General features: G+C 32.9%; 26 protein-coding genes. 17 read left to right on the plus strand and 9 right to left on the minus strand.

The window, feature by feature from the left end; all coding sequences use genetic code 11:
- The 17 genes from AB1630_02050 to AB1630_02130 all read left to right on the plus strand — a co-directional run.
- Window positions 1-235 (plus strand): four helix bundle protein (locus tag AB1630_02050; protein MEW6102594.1); only part of this gene is annotated, 235 nt, incomplete at its 5' end.
- Window positions 236-343: 108 nt separating this feature from the next.
- A complete protein-coding gene (locus tag AB1630_02055) occupies window positions 344-1,225 on the plus strand; it encodes a glycosyltransferase (protein ID MEW6102595.1) in 882 nt (293 codons plus the stop codon).
- A 61-nt stretch (window positions 1,226-1,286) separates the two neighbouring features.
- The gene (locus AB1630_02060; GenBank protein MEW6102596.1) at window positions 1,287-1,940 is read left to right on the plus strand and encodes a hypothetical protein; all 654 of its coding nucleotides are present in this window, start codon (window positions 1,287-1,289) and stop codon (window positions 1,938-1,940) included.
- Complete coding sequence (locus AB1630_02065) at window positions 1,937-3,028, plus strand: glycosyltransferase (GenBank protein MEW6102597.1); 1,092 nt, start codon at window positions 1,937-1,939, stop codon at window positions 3,026-3,028. The genes AB1630_02060 and AB1630_02065 overlap by 4 nt, the downstream gene beginning before the upstream one ends.
- A gap of 117 nt (window positions 3,029-3,145) precedes the next feature.
- The gene (locus AB1630_02070) at window positions 3,146-3,871 is read left to right on the plus strand and encodes a PIG-L deacetylase family protein (GenBank protein MEW6102598.1); all 726 of its coding nucleotides are present in this window, start codon (window positions 3,146-3,148) and stop codon (window positions 3,869-3,871) included.
- On the plus strand, window positions 3,844-4,962 hold the full coding sequence (locus tag AB1630_02075; protein ID MEW6102599.1) for a glycosyltransferase family 4 protein: 1,119 nt from the start codon (window positions 3,844-3,846) through the stop codon (window positions 4,960-4,962). Before AB1630_02070 ends, AB1630_02075 begins: the two co-directional genes overlap by 28 nt.
- A 244-nt stretch (window positions 4,963-5,206) precedes the next feature.
- Window positions 5,207-5,446: a hypothetical protein gene (locus AB1630_02080; GenBank protein MEW6102600.1), complete on the plus strand. Its 240-nt coding sequence runs from the start codon at window positions 5,207-5,209 to the stop codon at window positions 5,444-5,446.
- Entirely contained in the window at window positions 5,433-5,903 is a 471-nt protein-coding gene (locus AB1630_02085) for a nucleotidyl transferase AbiEii/AbiGii toxin family protein (protein MEW6102601.1), read from the plus strand. Before AB1630_02080 ends, AB1630_02085 begins: the two co-directional genes overlap by 14 nt.
- Window positions 5,900-7,063: an O-antigen ligase family protein gene (locus AB1630_02090; protein ID MEW6102602.1), complete on the plus strand. Its 1,164-nt coding sequence runs from the start codon at window positions 5,900-5,902 to the stop codon at window positions 7,061-7,063. The genes AB1630_02085 and AB1630_02090 overlap by 4 nt, the downstream gene beginning before the upstream one ends.
- Entirely contained in the window at window positions 7,053-8,168 is a 1,116-nt protein-coding gene (locus AB1630_02095) for an O-antigen ligase family protein (GenBank protein ID MEW6102603.1), read from the plus strand. Before AB1630_02090 ends, AB1630_02095 begins: the two co-directional genes overlap by 11 nt.
- Window positions 8,155-9,333: a flippase gene (locus AB1630_02100; GenBank protein ID MEW6102604.1), complete on the plus strand. Its 1,179-nt coding sequence runs from the start codon at window positions 8,155-8,157 to the stop codon at window positions 9,331-9,333. The genes AB1630_02095 and AB1630_02100 overlap by 14 nt, the downstream gene beginning before the upstream one ends.
- Window positions 9,321-10,418 (plus strand): glycosyltransferase family 1 protein, encoded by a 1,098-nt coding sequence (locus AB1630_02105; protein MEW6102605.1) that lies wholly within the window; start codon window positions 9,321-9,323, stop codon window positions 10,416-10,418. Before AB1630_02100 ends, AB1630_02105 begins: the two co-directional genes overlap by 13 nt.
- A gap of 80 nt (window positions 10,419-10,498) precedes the next feature.
- Window positions 10,499-10,765 carry an AbrB/MazE/SpoVT family DNA-binding domain-containing protein gene (locus AB1630_02110; protein MEW6102606.1) on the plus strand — a complete coding sequence of 89 codons (267 nt, stop codon included), beginning with the start codon at window positions 10,499-10,501 and terminating at the stop codon, window positions 10,763-10,765.
- The gene (locus AB1630_02115; protein ID MEW6102607.1) at window positions 10,746-11,144 is read left to right on the plus strand and encodes a PIN domain-containing protein; all 399 of its coding nucleotides are present in this window, start codon (window positions 10,746-10,748) and stop codon (window positions 11,142-11,144) included. Before AB1630_02110 ends, AB1630_02115 begins: the two co-directional genes overlap by 20 nt.
- Before the next feature lie 58 nt (window positions 11,145-11,202).
- Window positions 11,203-12,288 carry a glycosyltransferase gene (locus AB1630_02120; protein MEW6102608.1) on the plus strand — a complete coding sequence of 362 codons (1,086 nt, stop codon included), beginning with the start codon at window positions 11,203-11,205 and terminating at the stop codon, window positions 12,286-12,288.
- Complete coding sequence (gene wbaP / locus AB1630_02125) at window positions 12,275-13,696, plus strand: undecaprenyl-phosphate galactose phosphotransferase WbaP (GenBank protein MEW6102609.1); 1,422 nt, start codon at window positions 12,275-12,277, stop codon at window positions 13,694-13,696. Before AB1630_02120 ends, wbaP begins: the two co-directional genes overlap by 14 nt.
- A gap of 2 nt (window positions 13,697-13,698) precedes the next feature.
- Window positions 13,699-14,484: a glycosyltransferase family 2 protein gene (locus AB1630_02130; protein ID MEW6102610.1), complete on the plus strand. Its 786-nt coding sequence runs from the start codon at window positions 13,699-13,701 to the stop codon at window positions 14,482-14,484.
- Between the two features lie 40 nt (window positions 14,485-14,524).
- Here the strand turns inward: AB1630_02130 and AB1630_02135 are convergent, their stop codons facing one another.
- Genes AB1630_02135 through AB1630_02175 form a run of 9 tightly spaced genes read right to left on the minus strand, consistent with a single transcriptional unit; the run spans window position 14,525 to window position 25,274 of the window.
- Window positions 14,525-15,925, minus strand: a complete 1,401-nt coding sequence (locus tag AB1630_02135; GenBank protein ID MEW6102611.1) for an HD domain-containing protein — start codon at window positions 15,923-15,925, stop codon at window positions 14,525-14,527.
- Entirely contained in the window at window positions 15,918-17,429 is a 1,512-nt protein-coding gene (locus AB1630_02140) for a 2-isopropylmalate synthase (GenBank protein ID MEW6102612.1), read from the minus strand. Before AB1630_02140 ends, AB1630_02135 begins: the two co-directional genes overlap by 8 nt.
- 13 nt (window positions 17,430-17,442) lie before the next feature.
- Window positions 17,443-19,539, minus strand: coding sequence for a YfhO family protein (locus AB1630_02145; GenBank protein MEW6102613.1), 2,097 nt, complete (start codon window positions 19,537-19,539; stop codon window positions 17,443-17,445).
- Window positions 19,532-21,148: a hypothetical protein gene (locus AB1630_02150; protein MEW6102614.1), complete on the minus strand. Its 1,617-nt coding sequence runs from the start codon at window positions 21,146-21,148 to the stop codon at window positions 19,532-19,534. Before AB1630_02150 ends, AB1630_02145 begins: the two co-directional genes overlap by 8 nt.
- Window positions 21,149-21,168: 20 nt before the next feature.
- Window positions 21,169-22,344: a glycosyltransferase family 39 protein gene (locus AB1630_02155; protein MEW6102615.1), complete on the minus strand. Its 1,176-nt coding sequence runs from the start codon at window positions 22,342-22,344 to the stop codon at window positions 21,169-21,171.
- Window positions 22,341-23,066 carry a glycosyltransferase family 2 protein gene (locus tag AB1630_02160; protein MEW6102616.1) on the minus strand — a complete coding sequence of 242 codons (726 nt, stop codon included), beginning with the start codon at window positions 23,064-23,066 and terminating at the stop codon, window positions 22,341-22,343. The genes AB1630_02155 and AB1630_02160 overlap by 4 nt, the downstream gene beginning before the upstream one ends.
- A 44-nt stretch (window positions 23,067-23,110) precedes the next feature.
- Entirely contained in the window at window positions 23,111-23,965 is an 855-nt protein-coding gene (locus AB1630_02165; protein MEW6102617.1) for a sugar nucleotide-binding protein, read from the minus strand.
- The gene (locus tag AB1630_02170) at window positions 23,966-24,634 is read right to left on the minus strand and encodes a class I SAM-dependent methyltransferase (protein ID MEW6102618.1); all 669 of its coding nucleotides are present in this window, start codon (window positions 24,632-24,634) and stop codon (window positions 23,966-23,968) included.
- Window positions 24,615-25,274 carry a methyltransferase domain-containing protein gene (locus AB1630_02175; GenBank protein MEW6102619.1) on the minus strand — a complete coding sequence of 220 codons (660 nt, stop codon included), beginning with the start codon at window positions 25,272-25,274 and terminating at the stop codon, window positions 24,615-24,617. The genes AB1630_02170 and AB1630_02175 overlap by 20 nt, the downstream gene beginning before the upstream one ends.
- Window positions 25,275-25,496 lie beyond the last annotated feature (222 nt).

The following is a 25,496-nucleotide window of genomic DNA, read 5'->3' on the forward strand; positions in this document are numbered from 1 at the left end:
TTCCTTAGTTGATCAAATCCGAAGGTCATCCCGTTCGGTATGTGCAAATATTGCAGAGGAATGGAGGAAAAGGCGATATAAATCCGCATTTATTGCCAAATTAAGTGATGCAGAAAGTGAAGCATGCAAAACTCAGGTATGGTTAGAATTTGCAAACCGATGTGGTTATATAGATTCTATTATGACAACAAAGATTAACTCAAATTATGACCAAATCATTGGACAGATTATATGAATGATTGAGAAAGTGGATAAATGGTTAATTAGACAAAGATGATATTTTCCTTTTCTCTTTTTCTTAAGATTCTCCGTTTCACAAAGAGGGGGTGAATAATTACAATAAATGAAGGTAAGTGGTGCAACCTTTGTCAGAAATGCTGTTATATATCAATATCCAATTATTGAGTCAATAAAATCTTTATTACCATTATGTGATGAGATTATTGTAAATATTGGTAAATCAGATGACAATACAAAAGAAATAATTTTATCAGTAAGATCAGAAAAAATAAAAATTATTGAGGAAGAATGGGACATTGCATTAAGAAAAAATGGGCTTATACTTAGCCAGCAATCAAATATTGCCATAGAAAATTGCACCGGCAACTGGATATTTTATTTACAGGCAGATGAAGTTATACATGAGAATGACTATGAAAAAATTTATAATGCTATGAAAGGCTATAAAGATAATTTACAGGTTGACGGCCTTGTGTTTGATTATATACATTTTTATGGTAGTGCCTGGACATATCAAGATGCACGAAATTGGTATAAACAAGAGGTAAGAATTATTAGAAATAATGGTCAAATAAGGTCATATGGAGATGCTCAAGGATTTAGGTTATTAGACGGAAAAAAACCAAATGCAAAACTTACAGGTGCAAAAATATATCATTACGGCTGGGCAAGACCATTTACAATAATGAAAAACAAAATGATTAATTTTGACAAACTCTGGCATGACGATAATTACATATCTCAAAAATACAAAGATGAGACATTAGTAGATTGTTTTAGAGACCTTGATAATTTGAAAGTTTTTACAGAAACACATCCAAATGTTGTTTATGAAAACAAGGAATTACTAAATTTAGGAAATTTACTCTTTATCATAACGAAGAGAGAAAAATACCTGAAAAATCGGACGATTAGAGAATGCCTTAAAGGTATAAGCAAGCGTGTACCTATTGGGGTATATAAAGGATTTAAGCTGATATACTAAAACAAAAGTATACTGAAATAAAATTGGTTTTTTTGTATTAATGTTTCTATTTTGGATTGATATGAAGAGAATACTCAATGCTTTATTTTTTCTAATGTTTGTTTGTCCCTCTTTTGGAGAGGTAAAATATTCCTATTCCTTTGAGCTTTTTGGAGGGAGCCAATTTAACATACCCCTGGCTTTAACCATCAGGCAGGAAGGGCAAGAAGATATTAAAGTCAATAGACCAGAATATAAATCTGAAGCCTTTAAGGAAGCTCCCTATTATGCTTACAGATTTGGCTTATGGAAGGAATATAAGGCGTGGGAATTAGAGCTTGTCCATCAAAAAATTATTTTAAAAAATAAGCCCGAGAATGTGCAACATTTTGAAATATCACATGGCTATAACCTTATTACCATTAATAGAGCCTTCCTCTATCCTCATTTTATTCTGCGAGTAGGAGGTGGCATTGTGTTGACCCATCCAGAAAGCACGATTAGAAATAAAGAAAATGGCTATGATGCAGAGTTTCCAAATGGTTTTTATATATCAGGACCTACAGTCCAGATTGCTATTGCCAGACGTATTAAAATCAGCCCGAGATTGTTTGGTTGCCTAGAAACAAAATTTACCTCCTCCTATGCAATAGATGTGCCTGTTGTAGATGGCTCTGCCGATGTGCCACATATGGCTGTCCACCTCCTTTTTGGAATAGGATACCATTCCAAATGAAAATATTAGAGGTTATAGAGGGAAATGGATGGTGTGGAACAAAGGAGCAGACATATCTTGCTACAAGGGAATTAAGCAAATATTATGATGTTAATCTTGGCCTTGCCTTTTCCCATTCAGAGATGATAGAGAGATTGGAAAATAAGGTAGGTTTAAGGTTTTACGAGAAAGGAAAGGGGAGCAAAAGAAGGCTACAAATAGGAAACTACATAAGGCTATATAAAATAATAAAAAAAGGCAATTATGATGTAGTAATTCCAAATTCCTCTTTCTCATTTAACTACATTGTATTTATCTATCCATTCCTTGCTAAAAAACCAAAGATAATAGCTATGAGAAGGTCATCCCATATTCCCTCTTTCATCTCAAAAAATCTCAAATACAGGCTCGCTGACAGGATTGTAGTTGTCTCAAGGAAGGTTTTTGAGGCATTAAAAAGCCATAATTTTTTCCCAGAAAGGCTTGTAGTTATAGAAAGTGGCGTAGAGCTTTCAAGATTTAAACCTTGTGATGAAGGAAAATATGAGATAAGGAGAGAGTTTGGCATAAAAGATAATGAAAAGGTTTTTATAAATATTGCCAATTGGCCAAAGGCTCAGGATGTGCTTCTTAAGGCATTTAAAGATATAGATTGCAAAGATTGTAAGCTTATTCTGGTTGGACACAAAACAGATTCTGATGAAGTAAAAAGCCTTATTAACGATTTGGGGATGAAGGATAGGGTTTTGGCGCTTGGGTTTCGTGATGATGTTGAAAAACTCCTCTCTGCAGCTAATTATTTTGTCCTCTCATCTAATTTGGAAGGGATAGGAGGTGCATTATTACAGGCTATGGCATCTGGAAAGGTTGTTTTATCCACCCTTGCAGGCGGTATTTCCGAATACCTACGCGATGCTGAAAATGGTTTTAGTGTCCCTTGTAAGGATGTAGAAGGCATGGCCAAAAAGATGAAAAAAATGTTATCATTGTCAGGGGAGGAATATAAAAATTTATCTTTAAAAGCCCGTGAAACAGCACAAAAATATTCAATAGAAAATACAATCCAAAAATGGAGAGAGCTTATTGAGGAATTAGGGATTAGAGATTAGAGAATAGGTACGTGTTTAGCTTCGCTAAACAATTTAAAATTTACAATTAAACAAAGCGATTTCTGGCTCTTTAGCATAAAGGAAGCTCAACACATATTAGGGAGCTAAATACATACAATGAAAAGGCTTATTACCTGGCAGAAGCTATTTAGGTTGTATGAGGTTATTCAACCCTATATAAAATATTCCTTGCCATTAGAGGAAAACCTACCTTCCGAAAAAATCCTGGTTTTAGCACCCCATCCAGATGATGAGGCAATAGGCTGTGGTGGCACTATATACAAGCATACAAAAAGAGGAGGTCTTGCAAAGATTGTTTATATTACCTCTTCATCTGATACTCGCACAAAAGAGGCTAAAAAATCAGCAAGTGTGCTTAATGTTAGAGATTTTGAATTTTGGGGTTTTTCTCAAAGAGGCTTAAGGGAAGAAGAGGATGAGCTTAACGATAGATTGTATATAGAAATTTCTTCCTATAAACCAGAGATAATCTTTCTACCGTTTTTAATAGACAATCACCCCGACCATCATGCTTTAAATGCCTCCTTTCAAAAATGTTGCCAGAAGGGATGTTTCAAAGGGATGGTTTATAGCTATCCTATATGGCTTCCTGTTTATCCGAATGTTTTGATTGATATTAGCGATGTCTGGGAAATAAAAAAGGCTTCCATAGAAAGCTATTTAAGTGAGATAAATACAAGGGATTATGTAGGTATGGCAGAAGGCATTGCAAGGTATTGGGCTATTGTTAAAGGAAGGGATATAAAATATATTGAGACATTTTTTAGGGCAAGCATTAAGGAATATTGTAAGTTATGGAAAAGGATAAATCCAGCAAAATAAAGGTTTTACATCTATACTCATCTTTTACTTCTGGTGGAGCAGAAAAGAGGGTTATTTCTCTGGCAGAAAATCTGGGTAAAATTGGGGTTTATAACCTTATAGGATGCCCAAAGGGAAGCTATTTAGAAAAAGAGGCAATAAAGCTAGGCCTTGCTGTTTGTCCTATTATAATCCATAATTCATTAGATTTTATTGGGATATTAAATCTTGCAAAGATTGTAAAAATGGAAAGAATAGATATTTTGCATATCCATCAGGGTAAGATCTTTTGGCCATCTATATTTGTAAAATGGCTCTTTTTCAATAAATTAAAATTGGTATTTCATCGCAGGGCAGACAAAAAAAGCAGCCTTTTAAGCAGGAGGCATTATAAATTTGCTGATAAAATTATTTGCGTATCAAAAAGGGTGGCAGAGAATCTAATTAAATTTGATAAGGTAGAGCCTTTAAAAATATCTGTTATTTACACAGGGATGGAAATAGATGAAGATTTATATAATGGTTGTAAAATAAGGAAGGAATACAATATAGAAGATAAAATTGTAGTAGGGATAGTTGCAGGAATAAATAAACCAGAAGGTAAAGGTCAAAGATATTTATTACAAGCTGCTTTATTTTTGAAAGAAAGGTATCAAAATTTGCATTATCTCATTGTAGGAGATGGTAGCCTAAAGCCTGAATTGGAAAGATATGCTTACGATATGAAAATTGATGATATTGTAACCTTTGCAGGCTATAGGGAAAATGTATATGATTTTATAAAGGCAATGGATATTGTTGTTCTTGCCTCCTGCGGCACAGAGGCATTACCTGGGGTGCTAATAGAGGCACATTTGTTAGGAAAGCCTGTAATAGGGACAGATACAGGAGGTATATCAGAGACATTTATAGATGGAAAAACAGGGTTCTTAATTCCTTCAAGGGATATTGAATCATTAAAAAGGAGATTGATAGAGTTAATAGAGGATGAATCTTTAAGAAGGAAAATGGGAGAAGCAGGTAAAGAATTTGCCAAAGAAAGATTTGGGGTGAAAAATTCTTGCTCGGAAGTTAAGGCTCTTTATGAGGCATTGGTAAATGACAAAAATTAGGTACGTGTTTAGCTAATATTTAAAGAAAGCAATGAAATAGTATGTGTTCAGCTAATTTTAAGGAAAGCAATGAAAGAAAGTGTGGAAGCGCTTAAAGCGCGGAAGCAAGAAAGCTTTTAGTTAGCCCTTCCGTTCTTTAAGCTCTTCCGTTCATATAGGGAGAAATGAATTTTAAACCAGCTAAACACATACAAAATTAGAGTAGCACCTTGCCTAATCAAAGGCAATAATGTATAATTTAACAATGATTAAAAAATATAAGGATTTTCTCACAGCAAGGCTTGATTTATATAAAGAGATGTATGAAAGGGGGTTTCAAAAAGAGAGACTTTCCAAAATGCTTAAAGATTTTGAAGCCTCTCTTAAAAGGCATAATCTTTTGGCAAGCAAAGTTTTTTATCCATATGGTGTATATCCCTTTTTGTCATTTGAAGAGGCCCAAAAAGACCTTGAGGAAAGGGTAAAAAAATATGATAACCCTTGAAAAGCTTTCCTTTTTGTGTAATACACTAAACAAGGAAGGGGTAAAATACATCCTTATCGGAGGATGTGCGGTTATTCTTCATGGCTTGGAAAGACCTACCTATGATATTGATATAGTGATAGAAGATTCTAATGAAAATATTACAAATCTCAAAAAGGCTTTTGCTAAATTTATTAAAGAAGATGAGATTAAAGAACTTACCTCAAGAATGGTAAAAAAATACCAAGTTATAAGGGTTGGTTTTGATGATTTTTATATAGATATAATAGGAAAGATAGGCGATATAGACTACAAAAAGGCAAAGGATGATATACTCATTGAAAGGATTGAAAATATAGAAATTCCCTTTGCTGGGCTTTCTACAATGATTGAGCTTAAAAAGGGGTTGAGGGAGATTGATCTAAAAGATAGGCTTTTTTTAGAGGGGAAAAGAAGGTTTTTGGAAGAAAAGATTTGATAAAAGAGATTCCTCAAAAAATAATATATTTAATACATTTAAAGAGAATTTCATTTATTGGAATAGCAATGTTTGCTTTATTCTCTCCTATCTCTATCTCTTTATCCCAAATAGGTTTAGGGATAGCATTTTTAGGATGGATAATTGAAAAAAGAAGATTTCAAAGGACAGGGCTAGACATACCAATCCTTTTATTTCTTCTTGCCTCTTTTATTGGTGTAATCACATCCTTTAATTTTAAAAGGAGTATTGGAGGATTCAGGGAGGATCTTTGGGTTATTACTTATTTTCTGGTTGCATATATTTTAAGCTATGAAGATATAAAAAGGGTATTATTCCTTTTATTTTTTGGAAGTATAATCTCCTCAGGGTATGGATTGTTTCATTATTTAAAAGAGCCTGGTAGGATTGGTGGCCTTCTTGGTTCTTGCATGACATTTGCAAATCATCAAATTTTAGTTTTTCTTTTCTTTTTTCCATTATTCTTTTATTTTTTTAAACAAAAGCCCTGGTGGAACAAAAAATGCCTATTTCTTGGGTCTGGTTTAATTATTATCATTTGTGCCATAATCCTTTCTTTGACCAGAGGGGCATGGATTGGATTATTTTGTGGGATGTTGTTCTTCTTTATTCTTACAAGAAATTGGAAAGCAGGGCTTTTGGGAACAACTCTAATTATCATTTTTTTTCTTCTTTTTTCACCCATTGAGGTTATTAATAGGACAAAAAGCATTCTTGATATAAATAGTTGGAAAAGGCTTTGCCTATGGAAGGGAGGTATAGAATTATGGAAAAAAAGTCCAATTTTTGGTATAGGAATAGATAACTATGAGTTTTATATAGAGCCATATATCAATCCAGATAAATTAGTTGACATTTCAACCTGCCATGCCCATTCCAATTATATCCAGATACTTTCAGAAAGGGGTATCATTGGTTTTATTGCTTTTATTTTTTTGTTTAGTATCTTTAAGGAATCTTTTTTGATAATAAAGAAGAAAAGGGGAATTTCTCTATTCTTGGGATATGGATTACTCTCTGCATTTTGTGGATTTCTTGTTTCTGGAATTTCAGAGTATACATTTAGCGATTCAGAGGTAGTAATGCTTTTTTGGTTTCTTGCTGGAATAGGAGATGTTATAAGGCATAATGACAAATAAGATTTTCTTTGCTTTATTGTTTTTTTCATCTCTATTGGTCCATCCAAAATTGCCTTATATAAAATATGGATTTCATAATTTGCTTGTCCCTTTATTTGCTGTAGTATTATTTTGCTTAAATGTAAGGCATCTAAAGGATGTAATAAAGTATCATAGAAAGGCATTAATATTTGGCATTCTTTTATTTATATGGATATGGATTTGTTCTTTTTTTTCTAACTTTAAAGAGACAGCCATAAAATTCACCATAAAATATTCTGCATATCCTATAGTGCTTTTCTCTTTCCTATTGCTTCGTTCTTCATACCATTACTTTATATTTCGCTTTTTAACACTAATTGCTATATTTGGGATTATTGAAGCATTTTTTCCCAATCTTTTTATCTTTCATTTATTAAGACCCCCCGAGTCTTTAGGTGTATATCCTAGAATAAGCTCTTTCTTACAATCTCCTAATATATTTGGAGTTCTTATGGCTTGTGGTTTAATTTTAGGATTAATCTTAAAGGTTTCAAAAATTGAACTTTATTTTAGCATCCTATTATTTATTATAAATCTCTCTCTTTCTTCCTCCAGAAATGGATGGCTTGTTTTTATTTTAGGCCTTTTCCTTGCCTCTCTATATAATAAAAGAATAACGCTAACAAAGATATCTCTTTTAATTTGCATTTTCCTTTTTTTAATTGCAAGCTTCCAGGTCTCTAGAGTTCGTTTGGGTTTGAGAAGTTTATTCTTTGATTCGGCAAGGATTACTTTGTGGAAGGCTGCTTTATATGAGGTTTCCAAAAGGCCTATAACAGGAATAGGATTACGGGTATTTGATGAACATGTAGCTAGCAAAATATTTGAAAAAAAAGGGTATCATACCCATAATCTTTTTCTAAACATTTTGGTTGAACTAGGAATTCCCGGCTTTTTTTTATCTCTTATCTTTATTTATAGCTTACTTAAAAAGGTAGATTTTTATAATCCCCTTGCAAGTATTCCTATTACTATAGTCTTTTTTTCCCAGATGGTTGATTTTTTCATCCATGATTTTACATTTACAATAATTTCTCTTTATTTTTTAGCTTTTGCTTCAAATTCTAAGATTGAAAGGATCTAGAAATTTTATATTTCAATTCACAGGACAGGGCATTGGAAAGCTCATTACATTCCTTTTTTATATATTTTTACCATCCTTAATTGGTCCTTTAGAATATGGAAAATTCTCCTTTTTATTAGCATTGTCTTTAATAATAGTCCAGCCTATTGTTGAGATGGGATTGGATATTTTAATTACAAAATGGATAGTTAAGGGAAAATCCGATGTATTCAAAAAGGCATTTTTTATTAGGATGTATGCAAGCCTAATAGCCTTCTTTATCCTTTTTCTTATATCGTTTTTTTTAGATATAAACAGATATTTGCTATTTCTTATCTTTTCTTACCATATATTGGGCTTTTTTCAAAATATCATCTTTTCATCATTAAGAGGGATTGAGGATATGAGATTTGAGGGAATAATTTTTCCTATTCAAAGATTATTGGCATTTCTCTTTCTTTTTATTCTTTTTTATCTTGGGATTAAAGATGCATTTCTAGCCCCATTTTCTTTGCTTTTATCCCTTATTTTAGGATTAGCTGTTTTGCTTTTTCTCACCAAGGATATATTGAAAGATATTTTAAATAAAGGAGAAGAAATGGGTTATAATGACCTTATTAAAGAGGGCTTTTTTCTTGGGTTAATTACCCTCCTTTGGCTTATATACTTTAAAATTGATAGTATAATGTTAGGGATTATGAAGGGTGATTTTGAGGTTGGTATATACAATGTTTCATATCGGATTATGGATGGAATTTTATTTATTCCAGGGACAATAATGCTTGTATTCTTCCCTAAGCTTTCCAAAGATTTTAAAGGGGTATTTTGGAAATTGTTTTTTGTTTTAGGAGGAATTGGCTTAATTGTTTCATTTATCCTTTATCTCTTTGCTCCAATTCTAATTAAGCTAATTTATGGTGCTAAATTCCTTCCCTCTATTCCTGTATTGCAAATCCTCTCTCTAGCAATATTCTTTATTTTTCTTGGCCATCTAGCTACACAATCCCTTGTAGCTTTAGATAGAAGCAATCTATATTTATTGGTTGCATTCATCGGAACAGCCTTAAATATATTCCTCAATTTCCTTCTTATTCCATCCCTTGGTGCAATTGGTGCAGCCTATGCTACGGTTATAACAGAAGGCTTTGTTATGCTTTTTTGTTTTTATTTTGTATGGAAAAGATAGCTATAAGTGCAATACATTTTCATAAAAACCCTACAGGCTTGGCTGTTTATACCTATGAGCTTCTTTGTGAATTGCTTAAGGCTAAATCCAATTTTGATATTAGTGTTTATTCAAATTCTTATGATTTATATAGGCTATACCCAGATAAGGTAGTTTTTGTAAAGCCTTTGGTCTCGCTAGATTTAGGTTTCAATAGAAATCTAATAAGGCTTATCTGGGAGCAGACATTATTGCCTTATAAGGCAAGAAATGCATCCTTATTATATTCTCCTATTCCCGAAGGGGTTTTGAAATTCAATAAAAAACAAGTCATAACCATTCATGATGTTCTTCCTTTGAAATATCCAGAGATATATCCGAGGATGAAGTATTATTTTCGCTATGTTTTACCTATCCTTTTAAGAAGTTCATCTACTATTATATGCGTTTCTTCTAATACAAAAAATGATATTATTGAGTATTATAAAATTAAAGATAAGCCAATTTATGTAGTCCACAACGGCATTAATCTGCAAAGGTTTTATCCAAGAAAGGAAAAAAGGATAATCTATGAAAAATATTTGTTTTATCTTGGCGATATGAGACCTTATAAGAATTTGGAAATGGCTATTAGGGCATTTGTTATCCTTGGTCTTAAGGATATTAAATTTATCATTGGAGGAAGGAAAGATTCTAAATTCTATCCTAAAATTGAAAAAATGGTTAATGATCTCTCCTTGAACGATAGGGTTATTTTTTTGGATTATGTCCCTTCTGATCTATTGCCTTATCTTTATTCTGAAGCAAGCGCATTTCTATTTCCCTCTTTCTACGAAGGTTTTGGTTTTCCACCCCTTGAGGCAATGGCATGTGGTTGTCCTGTTATTGTATCTAATGCAGCAAGCCTGCCAGAGGTATGTGGTGATGCGGCATATTATGTAGATCCATATAACCCGGAGGACATAGCCAAAGGGATATATAAGGTTCTAACTGACAAAGATTTGCAAAATTCCTTAAGGCAAAAAGGCCTCCAAAGGGCGAAGATGTTTAGCTGGGAAAAGACAGCCGGAGAGATTCTAAATGTTTTTGGAGATATACTAAGATAGTTTAAAAATCTCTTGACTTTTAGGATTTAATTCAGTTATACTATTATAGTATAACTAAAAGGAGGTGGTTATGGATGCTAATGAAGGTTTTTAATAAAGGACAGGTAGTCATACCTGTATGGCTAAGGAAGAAATATAACATTAATGTAGGTGACCTTGTAGAGGTTATTCCAGAAGATAAAGGGATAAGATTCATTCCTATTAAGAAGGAAAAGCTAACAGACAAACTCTTTGGTGCATTTGCTAAATATAAAAGGGGAAAAATAGAACCAGATGCAAAGGAAATAGAAAGGGCAACAGAAACAGGCTTTATTGAGGAATGGCAAAATGAAGTTAATAGATACTAATGTCATTTTGAGATTTTTATTAGCTGATAAAGGGGAAAAATATAAAGGGGTTTATACCTTATTTAGTCAATTAGAAGAGGGGGAAGAAAAGATAGAATGTAAGACCTTAATCTTTTTTCAGGTTATTTTTGTTCTAAAGAGTTTTTATGGGGTAGATAAAAGTGAAATAATTCCTATGTTGTTGGCTCTGATGGATTATAAAGGCTTTCATATAAAGGAAAAAATGGTCATCAAAAGAACCCTGGAATTATGGAGAGAAGAGAACAGAGAAATCATAGATTGTTATCTAATGGCCTGCCTTGAGGAAAAAGGAGAAAGGGATTTAATCAGTTATGACCGAGGATTTGATAGTATTAAGATTAATAGGATAGAGCCCTAATGTTTGGTTTAAGAAAAAACAGCCAGAGAAATCCTTTAATTTTTAAAGAGGTGCTTTTATGAAAATAGCCATTATCCATGACTGGCTTGTAACTTATGGTGGAGCAGAGAGGGTTTTAAAGGAGATGCTTTCTATCTATCCCGATGCAGACCTTTATACCCTCATAGATTTTCTTAAGGAAAGAGAATTTATCTTGAATAAAGAGGTAAAAACATCATTTCTCCAAAAATTCCCATTTGTAAAGGAAAAATATAGAAGCTATCTTCCCTTTATGCCCTGTGCTATAGAAAGATTTGACCTTTCCTCTTATGATATGATAATCTCATCCTGTCATTGTGTTTCAAAAGGGATAAGGAAAAAGAAAGGTCAAATTCATATATGCTATTGCCATACACCCATAAGATATGTATGGGAGCTTAAAAGAGATTATTTAGCTCAAATTAGGGGAATAAAAGGAGCAATGGCAAATATTTTTCTTAATTTTATAAAAGATTGGGATTTAAAAGCAGCTAAAAATGTAGACCATTTTATAGCAAATTCCCATTATATAAAGGAAAGAATAAAAAGGTATTACAACAGGGATGCTGTTTGTATATATCCTCCCATTGATATTGAAAGATTTGAGATAGGGGAGAAAAAGGATAATTTTTTTATAACAGGAGGAAGACTTGTTCCATATAAAAGGTTTGATTTGGTTATAAACGCATTTTCAAAGCTCTCCCTCCCCTTACTTGTCTTTGGCGATGGTCCTTGCATAAAAGATTTAAAAGATAGGGCAGGAAAAAATATTGAATTCCTTGGATGGCAGGATGAGGATAGATTGAAAGAATATCTAAAGAAGGCTAGGGCGTTTGTCTTTGCTGGCATTGAGGATTTTGGCATACTTCCTGTTGAAGCACAGGCCTGCGGAACGCCTGTAATTGCGTATGGTGAGGGTGGCTTAAAGGAAACGGTAATACTGTATAAAACAGGGGTATTCTTTTATGAACAAAAAGAGGAGGCTTTAATTAGCGCAATTAAGGAATTTAATAAAAGGGAATTTCTTCCAAAAATAATAAGAGAGAATGCAGAACGGTTTGGAAGGGAAAGATTTATAAAGGAATTTAAAGATTTTGTTAAGGAGAAATTGAATGAAAAAATTTAAGCCATTTGTAGAGGTATCTATTTTCCTTATTTTTGATATTCTCTCCCTATTTATTATTTTTAAAGCCTCTATATTTCTTAGAAAGAAATTATTTCCCCTCATTTATTCTGGATTTAAACCAGAAGTATTATTTGGACTATCTGACATCCTTTGGATATTTCCCTTATTTATATTCTTCTTATTCTATGAAGGTTTATATAATAAAAAATTCTTCTTTTGGGGTGAAATTAAGGCATTATGGAAGGCAATATTTTTATTTATGATAGTTGTATTTAGCCTTGTTTTTATTTCAAAGATGGGAGAAAAGGTTTCAAGGACAGCAATGGTTATAATGGAATCTCTTTTGTTTTTTATTATCCCTCCTGCCAGAATTAGCATCAAAAGGGCTTTAATGAAATTTGGCCTTTTTAAAAGAAAGGCATTTATTCTTGGCGGTGGAGAAACAGGGAAGAAAATCCTGGAGGGATTAAAAAAAGAACCATTGTTTGGTTATGAGGTTGTTGGTTTCTTTGATGACGATCCTTCTAAAGAGGGAAAAGAAATAAAAGGGGTTAAGATTTATTATGGGATTGACAATATAAAGGAGCGGATAAATAAAGATTATGATGTTATTATTGCCATACCTTCTTTAAAAAGGGAAAGGCTTGTTGAGATAATTAATATGCTTCAGGATAAAACAAAAAAGATAATTTTTGTCCCTGACCTACTTGGAATAGCTATGCTTTCTATAGATACGATTCATTTCTTCCAGGAACAAACCCTTGCTTTAGAGATAAAGAATAACATTCTAAACCCTGGAAATACCTTTATCAAAAGAATCTTTGATATTCTTATAGGAAGCCTCCTTTTTATTATTCTTTCTCCCTTTCTTTTATTCATTTCTTTGGCTTTGAAGGTTACATCAGAAGGCCCTGTTATCTACTCCCAAAAAAGAATTGGGAAAGGAGGAAGGCCATTTATGTGCCTTAAATTTAGAACAATGTCCAAAGATGCAGAGGAAAGGCTTAAGGAGCTTTTAAAGGATGAAAATATAAAAAAGGAATACGAAAGATATTGGAAGATAAAAGATGACCCGAGGGTTACAAAGATTGGAAGATTTTTGAGAAGGTTCTCTTTAGATGAACTTCCACAAATTATAAATGTTTTAAAGGGAGAGATGAGCCTTGTAGGACCCCGGCCAGCATTTCCTGAGGAGATTGAGGCTTTTTATAAAGATAAGGCAGGTATTTATTTTTTAGCCCCTCCCGGGATTACGGGTTTATGGCAGATAAGTGGAAGGAGCGAAGCGACATTTGAAAAAAGAATATTTTTTGATGTATGGTATGTAAAGAATTGGTCTTTATGGCTTGATATTGTTATCTTATTTAAAACAATAAAGGTTGTTTTAAAAAAAGAGGGTGCATATTAATTATGAACCCAATTTCTTGCATTATAATAACATATAATGAAGAAGGTAGCATAAAGGATTGCCTGGAAAGTATAAAATGGGTAGATGAAATTATAGTTGTTGATTCTGGGTCTTCTGACAAAACAATAGAGATTGCAAAGGAATATACAGATAAGGTATTCCATAAGGAATGGATGGGCTATGGAAAGCAGAAGGAATATGCAAGGCAGATGGCAAGCCTTAATTGGGTATTAAGCATTGATGCAGATGAGAGGATAAGCGAGAAGCTAAAAGATGAAATACTAAAGTCTGGAGTCTGGAGTCTGAAATCTGGAGTCAAAAAGGAAGATGCATATTATATTCCTCGCAAGCTATTTTTTCTTGGAAAGCTCTTAAGGTTTGGTGGATGCTCTGATAAGCAGATAAGGCTATTTAGAAAGGAGAAGGCAAAATTTAGCGATGATATTATACACGAAAAGGTAATTGTAGATGGAAAAATAGGAAGGCTTAAAAACCCAATTTTTCATTATAGCTATAAAAACATTTTAGATTATTTTGAAAGATTTAATAAATATTCAACATTGGAGGCAGAGAAAATAGTCAGGAGCCAGGGGGTCAGGGGGTCAGGGGGTCAGAGGTCAAATATTTTATTTGTTTTTCAGGTTTTCCTTTGTTTTATTGATTTTTTAAAGAGATATATTTTTAAATTGGGGATGCTAGATGGAATACAGGGTTTTCTTTGGGCATTATTCTCATCATTCCATCGGCTTGTAAAATATGCAAAGGTTTTGGAGATAAAACAAAAATGAATGTTCTTTTGGTCTATCTTTTATTATAATTTCCTAAATCCTAATTCCTAAATTCCAAATATCCCTCCACAACCTTAAATGCATCCTTCTTGTTTTTTATTTTTCCCTCAATCCATGCTTCTTCAATTAAAAAAAGGAGCTTTCCAATTAAGGGAGATTCCTTTAAAGAAAACCTTTTCATTAGCTCCTTACCATTTACAATCTTTGGTGGTTTTATTGGCTCTTTTTCACTAAAGATAAAATCTAATATCTTCTTTATCCCCTTTTCATGATTTTCTATATCCTCCTTTGTTGTTGCCTCTCCGACAGCAGAATACCTGTCAGCAAGGGAGAGGATAAGAAGCATAATCAAATCATCGCCTAAGTCTTTGAATAATCTAAATACAGCCTTTTTTGTGATTACTCCACCTTGAACAAGGGTTCCTATCCTCATATGATTTAGGGTAATCCTTGCCATTGTTTGAATCTCATTATGAGAAAATTTTAGCCTTTTTCCTATACCTTGAACATATTTTTCTCCCAACCTCTCATGTCCTATAAACCTTAATCTTCCATCTTCTTCCTTTATTGTTTCTGGCTTTCCTAAATCATGAAGAAGACCAACTAGCTTAAGAATAGAGAGCCTTGTATGGTCAGAAGCTATAGCTTCATTTAAATATTCCCTTACCCTTTCTAAATACTCTATAAATAAGAAATTATCGGCTATTATCTCTATCTGTTTTACTGTTTCAAAGGAATGCTCCAATAGATCTAAATGGTGATATCCCCTTCCTTCTATTTGTGATAATGGAATTAGCTCTTTGATGACCTCTGAAAGAATGCCAAGAGAAAAGGCGACCTTTAAAAATTTATAAGATTTTTTGTTTTTTAATATCTCAAACAGCTCATAGTTTATCCTTTCAGATGCTACATTTTTTATAAGGTATGCATTCTCCTTTATGGCTTTAATTGTCTCTTTTTCTATTTCAAAATTAAGGCTTGATGAAAATCTGACAGCCCTAAGAAGCCTTAAGGGGTCTTCAATGAGGCTATTCTTTGATACCATTTTGATTACCCCTTTTTGAATATCAGAAATCCCATCTGTTAAATCTATTATCTCTGAAAAAGAAGGTCCTTTCATTGCAAGGCTATTTATTGTAAAATCCCTCCTTTTAATGTCTCTTTCTATATCCCCTTCAATCCTTGTAAAATCAAGGGTAATGTCTTTTAAGACAACCCTTCCGCAATTTTCATCCAAAAGAACAAATGCACCCTTTAAAACATTAGAAACATCCCTTGCAAATCCTATTGGATCTTCTGAAAAGCAGAAATCTATATCCTTTGATGGCTTTTTAAGCAAATAATCCCTTATAAATCCACCAACAAGGAAGAATTTACTGCCCCTTTTTTTTGCTATCCTTGAAATGGTAAGAAATGGCTCTTTTTTGAAATTATTATTCACCAAAGACTTGCTTTGTAACCAGCTTATTTATCGCAGAGAGATATGCTTTAGCTGAGGCTGTAATTATATCTGTATCTGCTCCATAACCCCTTGCTATCCCTCCTTTCTCTTCAAGTGAGACCATAACCTCTCCAAGGGCATCTGTGCCACCGGTAATGCTTTTTACCTCGTATTTTAAAAGAGAGCTTTTTGTCTTTGTTAGCTCTTGTATTGCCTTGTATGTAGCATCAATAGGACCATCACCGCTTGCTGTTTTTTCAATAATTTTTTCGCCGAATTTAAGTTTTATCTCTGCAGAGGGCTTTTGTTTTGTTCCACTTACAACAGAAAGCTCTATAAGGCTATAGGTTTCTGGTATTTGTGTTTTCTCTTCCTCTATCAATGCTTCTATATCTTCATTAAATACCTCTTTCTTTTGGTCAGCAAGGCTTTTAAATCGTTTAAATGCATTATTTAGCTCCTCATCAGAAAGAATATAGCCCATTTCCTTAAGCCTTGTTTTGAAGGCATGCCTTCCTGAGTGTTTGCCAAGGACGAATTTTGTTTGGGAAAGTCCTACATTTTGGGGCTTGATGATTTCATATGTCAATTTCTCCTTCAATAGCCCATCCTGATGGATTCCAGATTCATGGGCAAAGGCATTAGCTCCAACAATTGCCTTGTTTGGCTGGACAGATATTCCTGTTATCTTTGTTAAAAGCCTGCTTGTGCGCATTATCTCCTCTGTATTTATTTGTGTATCAAGATTAAAAACATCACGCCTTGTCTTTAGGGTCATAACTACCTCTTCCAGACTGCAATTGCCTGCACGCTCTCCAATGCCATTTATTGTGCATTCAACCTGCCTTGCTCCATTTAACACGGCTAATAAAGAATTAGCCGTAGCAAGCCCAAGGTCATTATGGCAATGGACAGAGATTATAGCCCTATTTTTTACCCTTTCTGTGATTGTTTTAATAATTTTTCCAAATTCTTCTGGAATGCTATATCCGACCGTGTCGGGTATATTTACTGTTCTTGCACCTGCTTCTATGGTTGCCTCAATAACCTCACAAAGATAGCCAATATCTGTTCTTGTTGCATCCATTGGCGAGAATTCAACATCGTCCGTGAAGCTTTTTGCAAGCCTTACCATTTCTACTGACCTCTTTAATGCCTCTTTCCTGTCTATACGATATTGATGCTTAAGGTGTATATCAGATGTAGAATGAAAGGTATGAATCCTTTTTCTTTCTGCATCCTTTACTGATTCATAAGCCCTTTTTATATCATCTTCTTTTGCCCTGGCAAGGCTGCATATGGTTGGTCCTTTTACCTCATTGCTGATTATCCTTATTGCCTCAAAATCACCCTCTGAAGCTATAGCAAACCCAGCCTCAATAATATCAACACCAAGCTTTGCAAGCTGTTTTGCAAGGGCTAATTTCTCTGATATATTCATTGATGCCCCTGGGGATTGCTCACCATCCCTCAGGGTTGTGTCAAAGATATAAACCCTTTCCATATTTAAATTTTATCTAAAAAAACCTTTTTGTGTCAATTAGAATAAGGATAATGATACAAAAGGAAATTATGCTTGCTATCAAGCCAATGATAAATGTCCTTGGAATATACCTAAATTCTACAATGTGCTTCCCTTCTGGAACACAAACAGCCCTAAAGCAATAATTTACCTTGTATATCTTCGTTTCTTTTTTATTGATGTAGCAACGCCAACCAGGATAATATGTATCCGATAAAAACAGAAATCCGGGTTTTTCTGTATCTACCTTGATTAAAACTTTATTCGGCTCATATTTAATAATTTTACAATAGTTTTTAGTTTTGAGTTTTGAGTTTTTAGTTTTAATAAATGCACTTGGAAGGCAATCTTGTTCATAGACAAAAATTCCATCCTTCTCTTTGGAAATAAGGTATTTAACCCCAAGCATCTTTGCTAGCTTATATATTGGCAAATTACTAAAATCAGAGAGGATTATTCCTTCATACCCACCTGCATTAAAAAGACCAAAAAGCATTCCAAAATTTCCATGCAATATCGCCTTTGAAAGCAAAAAATCCTTATATCTTGACCTTTCTCCAATATGCTTTACCATTTCCTGAATGTTAGAAGATGCTGGAATATATCGGATAAATTTACCTTTAAGCATCTCTACTATCTCTGGCTTTTTTTTATAAAATCCCTCATCTATTAAATAATTTAAATTCCCATTAAAGAGATAGAGGTCAAAGATTGTAAGGCAAATAAGAAGGGGTGCTATGTGTTTTTTTCTTTTAAGAATAAGAATTGCTATCAAAAGGATAAGGGAAATATATAGGCAATTTTTAAAGACAAAAGAATACCATAGACTTACTTCAAAAGGGTTAGTTTTGTATGGAGAAGGCAGTTTTGCAACAAGGAAAAAAAGTGATTTGGGATTTAAATAGAAAAGAAATGCCAAAAATAAAAAGAGAAGGGTTGCAGGAACAAAAATTTTGCTTTTGTCTTTGGAATAAAAAAATCCAAATCCAGCAAGGATGGAGAGGGAAATGCTAACAAGGTGTAATGTCTTAATGGGATTTCTCATTAAAGAAAAGAAAGGGAGGAATTTATAAAGAAAAGGATATAAAGAAAGGTTTTTTCCCATAGAAAGGAATAGAGAAAAAATAAGGATAGAGGAAAAGAAAAGGATAATTCTTCTTCTTATAAAAAATGGAGCCTGAATTGCAAGCAAAATAGGCAAAATTCCTATATAGAAGCTTGTTACCATCTTTTGTCCTAAATATGGAAATACATAGCCTTCTTCGGATGGAATAGAGGTAAAGAGAGGAATAAAAAACCCTATAAATTCTTGTGGAAAAAGAGACCATAAAGAGCTTTGTTCAAATGAAATACCAGCTTTTCTATTAGAAAGAGAAACAAGCTCCAAGAATGGTAAGAGTTGAAAGAGGGAAATTCCAATTGATACAATGCCTGTAATAAAAAGAGACCTTAGGGGAAAAATTGATTTTTTATGAAAGATAAAGGCAAATGACAAAAGGCTCAAAAGGATAATATCGTAAAAAAGGAAATCTGGAAGTCCGGCTAGGAATTCAATAGCAATAACCAAGCCACTTACAATTGAATAAAAAATGCTATTTCTCCTTAGGGCTCTTAAATAGAAAAGAAGGAGCAAGGGGCTCCAGGTCGCTGTTGTTATGGTTATAAATATATTCCCAAAGGATAGAAATATTCCCGAGAAGGCATAGGAAAGGCTTGCAAATAATGAGGATGAGCTATCTAATCCTTGATCCTTCATCAACAAATAGAAAAATACCCCTGCAAGAAATATATGGAGAAAGATAAATAGATCCAAAGAGAAAAATATAGGGAGGATGTAATTGATAATTGATAATGGATATAATGTCTGGTGGTGTACCTGGGCAGCAAATGGTGCTCCACATAAGATATAGGGATTCCAAAAGGGGAATATACCATTCTTTATGCAGGAAGAAGCATATATCTTCATTGGATACATTAAAAGGTGGATGTCTCTATAGACAAAGGTTTTATGGGAAAATAGGGCTTTCCCAAAGAAGAGAAAAACAACAAAAAACAAGACCAAAAAAGAAACAAATTTGCTTATTTTATTCATTTTTAAATGATTTGCACCTTTTAAGAATAGCTATACTTTCATAAAGCCAATCAACCTTACCATTCCAATCTCCATATATTTTTAATAAACTATAGTTTCTTTCTAAATATTTTGCAAGCTTAATACAATGGGTTTGGCCAAAAATACCAGCCTCCTTTCTTGTAAAAGCAAAAGTAGTGTTTGAAATAAGAACAAACCTTATTTTCTCTCTTTCAATATCCTCAATCACCCTATTTTCATCATTTAAAGTGAGACGGTCTGGCAAACAAAAGGAATAAAATGGCGTTCCATTATTTCTTTCTGAAAGAAAGGAAAAAAGGGGGACATTTGGAATTGCAATTATTTTTTCATTATCCCTTGTGTTTTTCTTAAGAAAATCAACTACTCCAACCATTGTAATTACCCAATTGGGGTGATTGAGAACATATATATTTGCCCGTGGAAAGGGAAGCCAATATTTCTCTTTCCTTTGTAGCCGAAGACCTCCATCAATCATATTATAAAGAATGGCAAATAAAATAAAGCCAATTAGAATATATTTTATCAAAAGAAATCTCCTTCTCCATATAGTAAAGGGAAGAAATAAGAGTATAGAGATAGATGGAAGACTAAAATGTTCAAGGGAATATACGCTTGAGACAAGGATAAATTCATGAAAAAGAAATAAAGTAATAAGGGTAAAGAAAAGGAAGTATCTGAAATTATCATCCCTTTTAATCCCTAAAAAAATTGTAAGAAGGATTGATAAAAATAAAACAAAGGATGCCAAAAAAGGAAGAGAAGATACCATATTAAGGGGGGTGCGAAAAACACCCGCTGATTTGATAAAAGGAAGTAGGATGAAATAGAATATATTTCCAAAATGGACGGCAGGCGAATAAAGAAACATAAAACTCTTTAAAAGCATATTAGGCTCTGCACTATATATAAAAGGAAGATAAATCAACAAAGATGTAAGAAAAAAGATAAAAGAAAAAACAAAAAGGTCTTTCTTGTTTTTTTCAAATAGGAGGAAGAAGAAAGTCCCAACAAAAAAGCAAACCCCTATATTTATTTTTATCCCTCCCAATATTCCCATAAAAAAACCCATTAGGTACAAATAGCCCCTTTTTTCCGAGTTTATAAATTTGACAAATAACAAAAAAAGGAGCGAAATTACAAAGGTTGCACCTGTATGGTTATAGGTATGGCGAACAGGAAAATGGATAACAGGCATGTTATTAAGATATGTAATTGACCAATAAAAGCAGGTAGAAATAAATATAAAATAAAGCGAAGAGAGAAATGCATATATCGGTCCTATTATTTTTCTTACGGAAAAATAAATGGTCAAGGTGGAGAAAAAAATAAGGAGCGATTGACCAATCTTTACCGAAAGAATATTGATGCCCAAAAGCTTATAAAATGCATCATAATAATATAGCATAAGTGGTCCATATAGCCAAACAAAGTCTCTATAAGGCATTTGACCCTCTTTAACCTTCAGGAAATAATACAAGTCCCTCCCATGGTCACTGCAGGCTATCCATTGAACATTGATATTTAAGAGGATATTAGCCAATGCAATGCTTATGATGGAAAAAATTAAGATTGATTCTCTAACCTTCATTTTAAAATCGTCTCATTAAATTAAGGAATTAGTCTTCTTGCTTTAAGAAGCCAAAGGCTTATTGGATCATAAATTCCACATATAACAAAAAGATGGTAGAAAGAAAGAAGGTCTAAAATGCCTATTATGGCTATTATAAGCAAAAGCAAAATAAAGAATTTTCCTTCAAAAAATTTTTTAAGCATTAAGAGAGAAAATAGCCTTATTGGTGCATCCAAAAACATAACATATCTTATAATTTTTTGGAAGTAATAAATTAGAAAAAGGGAGCTAATTGTTATTACCAAAAGGTAGAGTTCCTCCTTTGTAAACTTGAAAAACTTGAAAGAGATAATATAACCAAGGAAAAGAATGGTTACAATTGGGGAGAGAAGAAGAAGGTCAAGGAATGGTTTAAACCATGGTCCTGAACACAAAAGAATCCCGTATGATGGATTTGGATTTGGATAAACCAGATAAATCTTTATAAGCTCTATGGTGTAAAAAAAACCTGCTATTCCTATCCATACTAAAAAAACAATAAAAGGAGGGATAATAAGTAAAAGGAACTCTTTTAATCTAAAGATCCTAGATGAAAGCCAATGAATGCAAAGCCAGAGAAAAAAAGGAAATACCAAAAAAAAAGAAATCTGTTTAATCAATATGCATAAGGAGTAGGTAAGAATAAATAATATATATCTTATTTTACCTTTTGCTTCTAAATAATCAAAAAATAGAAATATAGACAATATAGAAAATAGAGCGGTTAGGCTATCTGTTAATGCCCTCCTAGCCATTCCCATATCCAATGGAGAAAATGCAAGGAGAAGGGAAGAGAAAAATGCGGTTTTGTAATCAAAGTATTTTGAAATAAAATAAAACCAAAAAAGCAAAAGAAAGAAAAAGGAAAGCAAAGAAAGATAAGAGAGGCTTAAGAAATTAGCCCCCCATATCTTTATAAATAAAGCACCTAGAAGAATGCTTCCAATTCTCAATGGATCCGGACCTTGCAACCACTTATCCTTGTTTTCTATATACCACTTGCAAATGGCTGAAAAACCAGAAACCCCATTTTCTGCTATATATGATGCATATTTAAAGTAATATCCCTCATCTGCCTGTGGATAGAACTTGACAGATTTTAAGGTCTGGAAGATAAGAAAGAATGAAAAAAGTGCTGTTAATAAAAAAAGGAGGCTATATATTCTATCTTTCAATTTCTTTTTTCCCTCTTACTCTGAATAATATAGATTTCCCAAATAAGACTAATTATTACCTTAAATACATTAATAATATTCTTTAGCTGAAATATCTTTGTTTTGCCATATTGTCTTTCTTTTGTAATATAACCTACTTCTATATAACTGTATCCTTTTTTGACTAATTTAATTATGGCTTCAGCTTGAAAGGCAAAGCTATCCGTGGATATGGAAATAGAGCGAATAACCTCTCTTTTGTAAAGAACTACCCCATTATAATATTTTAATCTAAGTCCAAATAAAAGATTTAACCCCAAAACAAAGGTTTTAGAAATTATTCGTCTTAATAAAGGCCTGAGATCAGGATTTATGGAGTATGGAATAATAATATCTGCTTTGTCTTTATTATTTAACACCCTTTCTATTGATTCTAAAGATAAAGCATTATCCCCTGGAAACCATATTACATAATCATTTTTTGCTAATTCAACCCCTTTCCTGTAATTGTATCCTATGCCCATAGTTTTTATATTGTGTATAACCTTAATATTTGAATTTTTAAAAGAAAGCTCATCTGCTATAATTCCTGTTTTATCAGAGCTTCCATCATCAAATATAAATATCTCATAATTACTAAATTTATCATCAATTGCAGAGATAACCTCTTCTACAGTAAGTTTAAGCGAATCCTCCTCATTCAAAGCAAAAATAATTATAGATATTGTAGGTTTTTTATTCATTCTCTATATAGCTTATCATCTGTAAGCTTCCACTTATGCTGAATTTATTTCACCATTAACTTAAAACAATTTTCAAGGGGGGTTAGTTTTGTCCCGGTTAGCTCTATTATCTTTGAAGAATCAACACTACTAAATAAAGGTCTTGGTTCTACAAAGCCAAAGCTCTTGATGGATTTCCTCTGAATTAGGGATAAATCATACCCAAAAAAATTTGCAAGCCTTTTTGAAAGCTCATATCTTGTTAAAAGCTCACATCCTCCTAAATTAAAGATTCCATAATGCCTTCCAGATACTAATCTATCCAAAGAATGAACAACATCCATAATGAAAATAGGAGAAATAAAAACATCATCAGCAGAAAAGATGGTTTTTTTACCCCTTAGCAGCTCTAACCATGATGTAAAAAGCGTTTTATCATCCTTTTCTATACCAAAAATCTTAGTCAATCTAAGGATAATATATCTTTTGAATGTTTTCATAATATAATTTTCAACCTCTACTTTCTGCCTCCCATATTCTGTAATAGGAGATACACCATTAGACTCTTTGTAGAATTTTATATCCCCTTTATATACCATATCTGTTGATAAATAGACAGAAACAACATTTTTCTCTATAAAATTTTCCAAAAGCTTAATTGTGTTTATAACATTGATTCTGTAAGATACCTCCCTATTAATCTTGCACTCATCAATATTGGTTATTCCATTGCAAAGAAATATATGGGTTAAATTCTTTAATTCTAATATCCTTGAAAAATCTGCTTCATTAAGATTAAGGTATATTCCATCCTCAAATGTTTTTAAATAGTATGTTCCTTTTACATCTTGTCCTTTATTTTTAAAATAGATATACAATTTATTGCCAACAAATCCAGACGCACCAACAATTAAAAACATTTACTTCTTATAGCACCCTAAGGCTACATAACAATGAGCCATTGGCCAATAACCAGTGTGAATCATTTCATCATTCATGCTGAAGATAAATACATTATGAAAAAAACGGTTCATTGCTTCCTTAAGAGATTCTGCGTTATACAAATTTACATGGGCACCCCTAATAAATTCTTTTGAAAAACGCTGGGTTTCAATATTGGGTGTGCTAACTATGACAATTCCATTATGAACAATATTATCAGATAAAGTCTTAAAAAAAAGCCCTTCATTTTCAGGATAGATATGTTCTATCACATCCAAGCTAACTACAGCATCAAATTGGCCATATCTTTTCCCCAGAAAGTTATCGTTTATATACCTTCTTTTCTCATTAGTTAAATTCTTCTTCGCCCAGCGTATCATCTCTTCATCAAAATCAACCCCAGTAAAACTCTTGGCAAACTCACTTAGAGTAATACTGCCAAAACCATCTCCACATCCCAGTTCCAAAATTGTTTTGTTCTCTCCGATCATTTTGGCGGCAAACTTATACCTTGAGAGAGAAAATAATATGTGCCTTGGTGAAAATTTAAGCTGAAAAGAAGTATGTGGACCCAGCTGAGAGGGCTTTACCTTTTGTTGGGGTGAATATCCCTTCCATAATTCATATTCATTTGTTATTTCTTTCATTTATTTCCTCTTTTAAAGAACACGCTAACACAAATAAATAATGACACATAGGTTCAAAACCAGTATGTATTACCTCATCATTCATACCAAATAGAAATACATTTTCAAAACTTAAGGAAAAGGTTTCTCTTAACTCTTCTGCTAAAAATAAATTGCAATGTCCTTTCTGGCTCTCACAAGAAGAATACTGAGCTGCAGTTTTATTAGGAGTACCAATGACACAGAAACCATTGGGTTTTAAGTTACTACAGATAGTGGAAATGAACAAATCAGTATTTTCAGGTGCAATGTGCTCAATAACATCTAAAGAGATAACTGCATCAAACTCACCATATTTTTTACTTAAGAAATCGTCTGCCAAGAATTTTATGTTCTTATCTTCAAGATGGCTCTGTGCCCATTGTATACAAGATTCATCAAAGTCAATTGCTGTTACATTTAAAGCCTCTTCTGCTAAAATCAAAGAACCTAATCCCTCACTGCAACCCAATTCAAGCACTGACAGTTTGGGTTTTCTCGCCAGCATCCTAGCTGTAAACTTATACCTGGAGAGCGTAAAGAGAAGGTGCCTTGTATTATGTAAGATTTGATATGAAAAATACTTACCAACTTCAAGGGTAGAAGGATTAAGTGAATTCATAACACTTTCCCATACTTCCTTTTCTGTAGATCTTTTTATCATCTCATAAAATTATACGAACTCCAAGTGTTTTTTATCTACATTTAGATAATCCAAAATAAGCTTATTTTTAGCATTGGCTACACAATGGTGATTGCAGTGTAAAGAAGGATTTATTTTAAAAAATTTATTCTTATCTTTTAACCAAAAATCCTTAAATCTGCAATCCTTAATAGAACCAAT

This window comes from bacterium (genome assembly GCA_040753555.1).
Lineage (GTDB): Bacteria > UBA9089 > UBA9088 > UBA9088 > UBA9088 > JBFLYE01.

Bases quoted from the DNA above. Each gene is read 5' to 3' on its own strand.
- AB1630_02065 (MEW6102597.1), top strand. From the start codon at position 1,937: ATGAAAATATTAGAGGTTATAGAGGGAAATGGATGGTGTGGAACAAAG.
- AB1630_02175 (MEW6102619.1), bottom strand. From the start codon at position 25,274: ATGAATTCACTTAATCCTTCTACCCTTGAAGTTGGTAAGTATTTTTCA.
- AB1630_02170 (MEW6102618.1), bottom strand. From the start codon at position 24,634: ATGAAAGAAATAACAAATGAATATGAATTATGGAAGGGATATTCACCC.
- AB1630_02080 (MEW6102600.1), top strand. From the start codon at position 5,207: ATGATTAAAAAATATAAGGATTTTCTCACAGCAAGGCTTGATTTATAT.
- AB1630_02055 (MEW6102595.1), top strand. From the start codon at position 344: ATGAAGGTAAGTGGTGCAACCTTTGTCAGAAATGCTGTTATATATCAA.
- AB1630_02070 (MEW6102598.1), top strand. From the start codon at position 3,146: ATGAAAAGGCTTATTACCTGGCAGAAGCTATTTAGGTTGTATGAGGTT.
- AB1630_02105 (MEW6102605.1), top strand. From the start codon at position 9,321: ATGGAAAAGATAGCTATAAGTGCAATACATTTTCATAAAAACCCTACA.
- AB1630_02075 (MEW6102599.1), top strand. From the start codon at position 3,844: ATGGAAAAGGATAAATCCAGCAAAATAAAGGTTTTACATCTATACTCA.
- AB1630_02110 (MEW6102606.1), top strand. From the start codon at position 10,499: ATGAAGGTTTTTAATAAAGGACAGGTAGTCATACCTGTATGGCTAAGG.
- AB1630_02130 (MEW6102610.1), top strand. From the start codon at position 13,699: ATGAACCCAATTTCTTGCATTATAATAACATATAATGAAGAAGGTAGC.
- AB1630_02095 (MEW6102603.1), top strand. From the start codon at position 7,053: ATGACAAATAAGATTTTCTTTGCTTTATTGTTTTTTTCATCTCTATTG.
- wbaP (MEW6102609.1), top strand. From the start codon at position 12,275: ATGAAAAAATTTAAGCCATTTGTAGAGGTATCTATTTTCCTTATTTTT.
- AB1630_02145 (MEW6102613.1), bottom strand. From the start codon at position 19,539: ATGAATAAAATAAGCAAATTTGTTTCTTTTTTGGTCTTGTTTTTTGTT.
- AB1630_02060 (MEW6102596.1), top strand. From the start codon at position 1,287: ATGAAGAGAATACTCAATGCTTTATTTTTTCTAATGTTTGTTTGTCCC.
- AB1630_02085 (MEW6102601.1), top strand. From the start codon at position 5,433: ATGATAACCCTTGAAAAGCTTTCCTTTTTGTGTAATACACTAAACAAG.
- AB1630_02160 (MEW6102616.1), bottom strand. From the start codon at position 23,066: ATGAATAAAAAACCTACAATATCTATAATTATTTTTGCTTTGAATGAG.
- AB1630_02150 (MEW6102614.1), bottom strand. From the start codon at position 21,148: ATGAAGGTTAGAGAATCAATCTTAATTTTTTCCATCATAAGCATTGCA.
- AB1630_02120 (MEW6102608.1), top strand. From the start codon at position 11,203: ATGAAAATAGCCATTATCCATGACTGGCTTGTAACTTATGGTGGAGCA.
- AB1630_02140 (MEW6102612.1), bottom strand. From the start codon at position 17,429: ATGGAAAGGGTTTATATCTTTGACACAACCCTGAGGGATGGTGAGCAA.
- AB1630_02165 (MEW6102617.1), bottom strand. From the start codon at position 23,965: ATGTTTTTAATTGTTGGTGCGTCTGGATTTGTTGGCAATAAATTGTAT.
- AB1630_02115 (MEW6102607.1), top strand. From the start codon at position 10,746: ATGAAGTTAATAGATACTAATGTCATTTTGAGATTTTTATTAGCTGAT.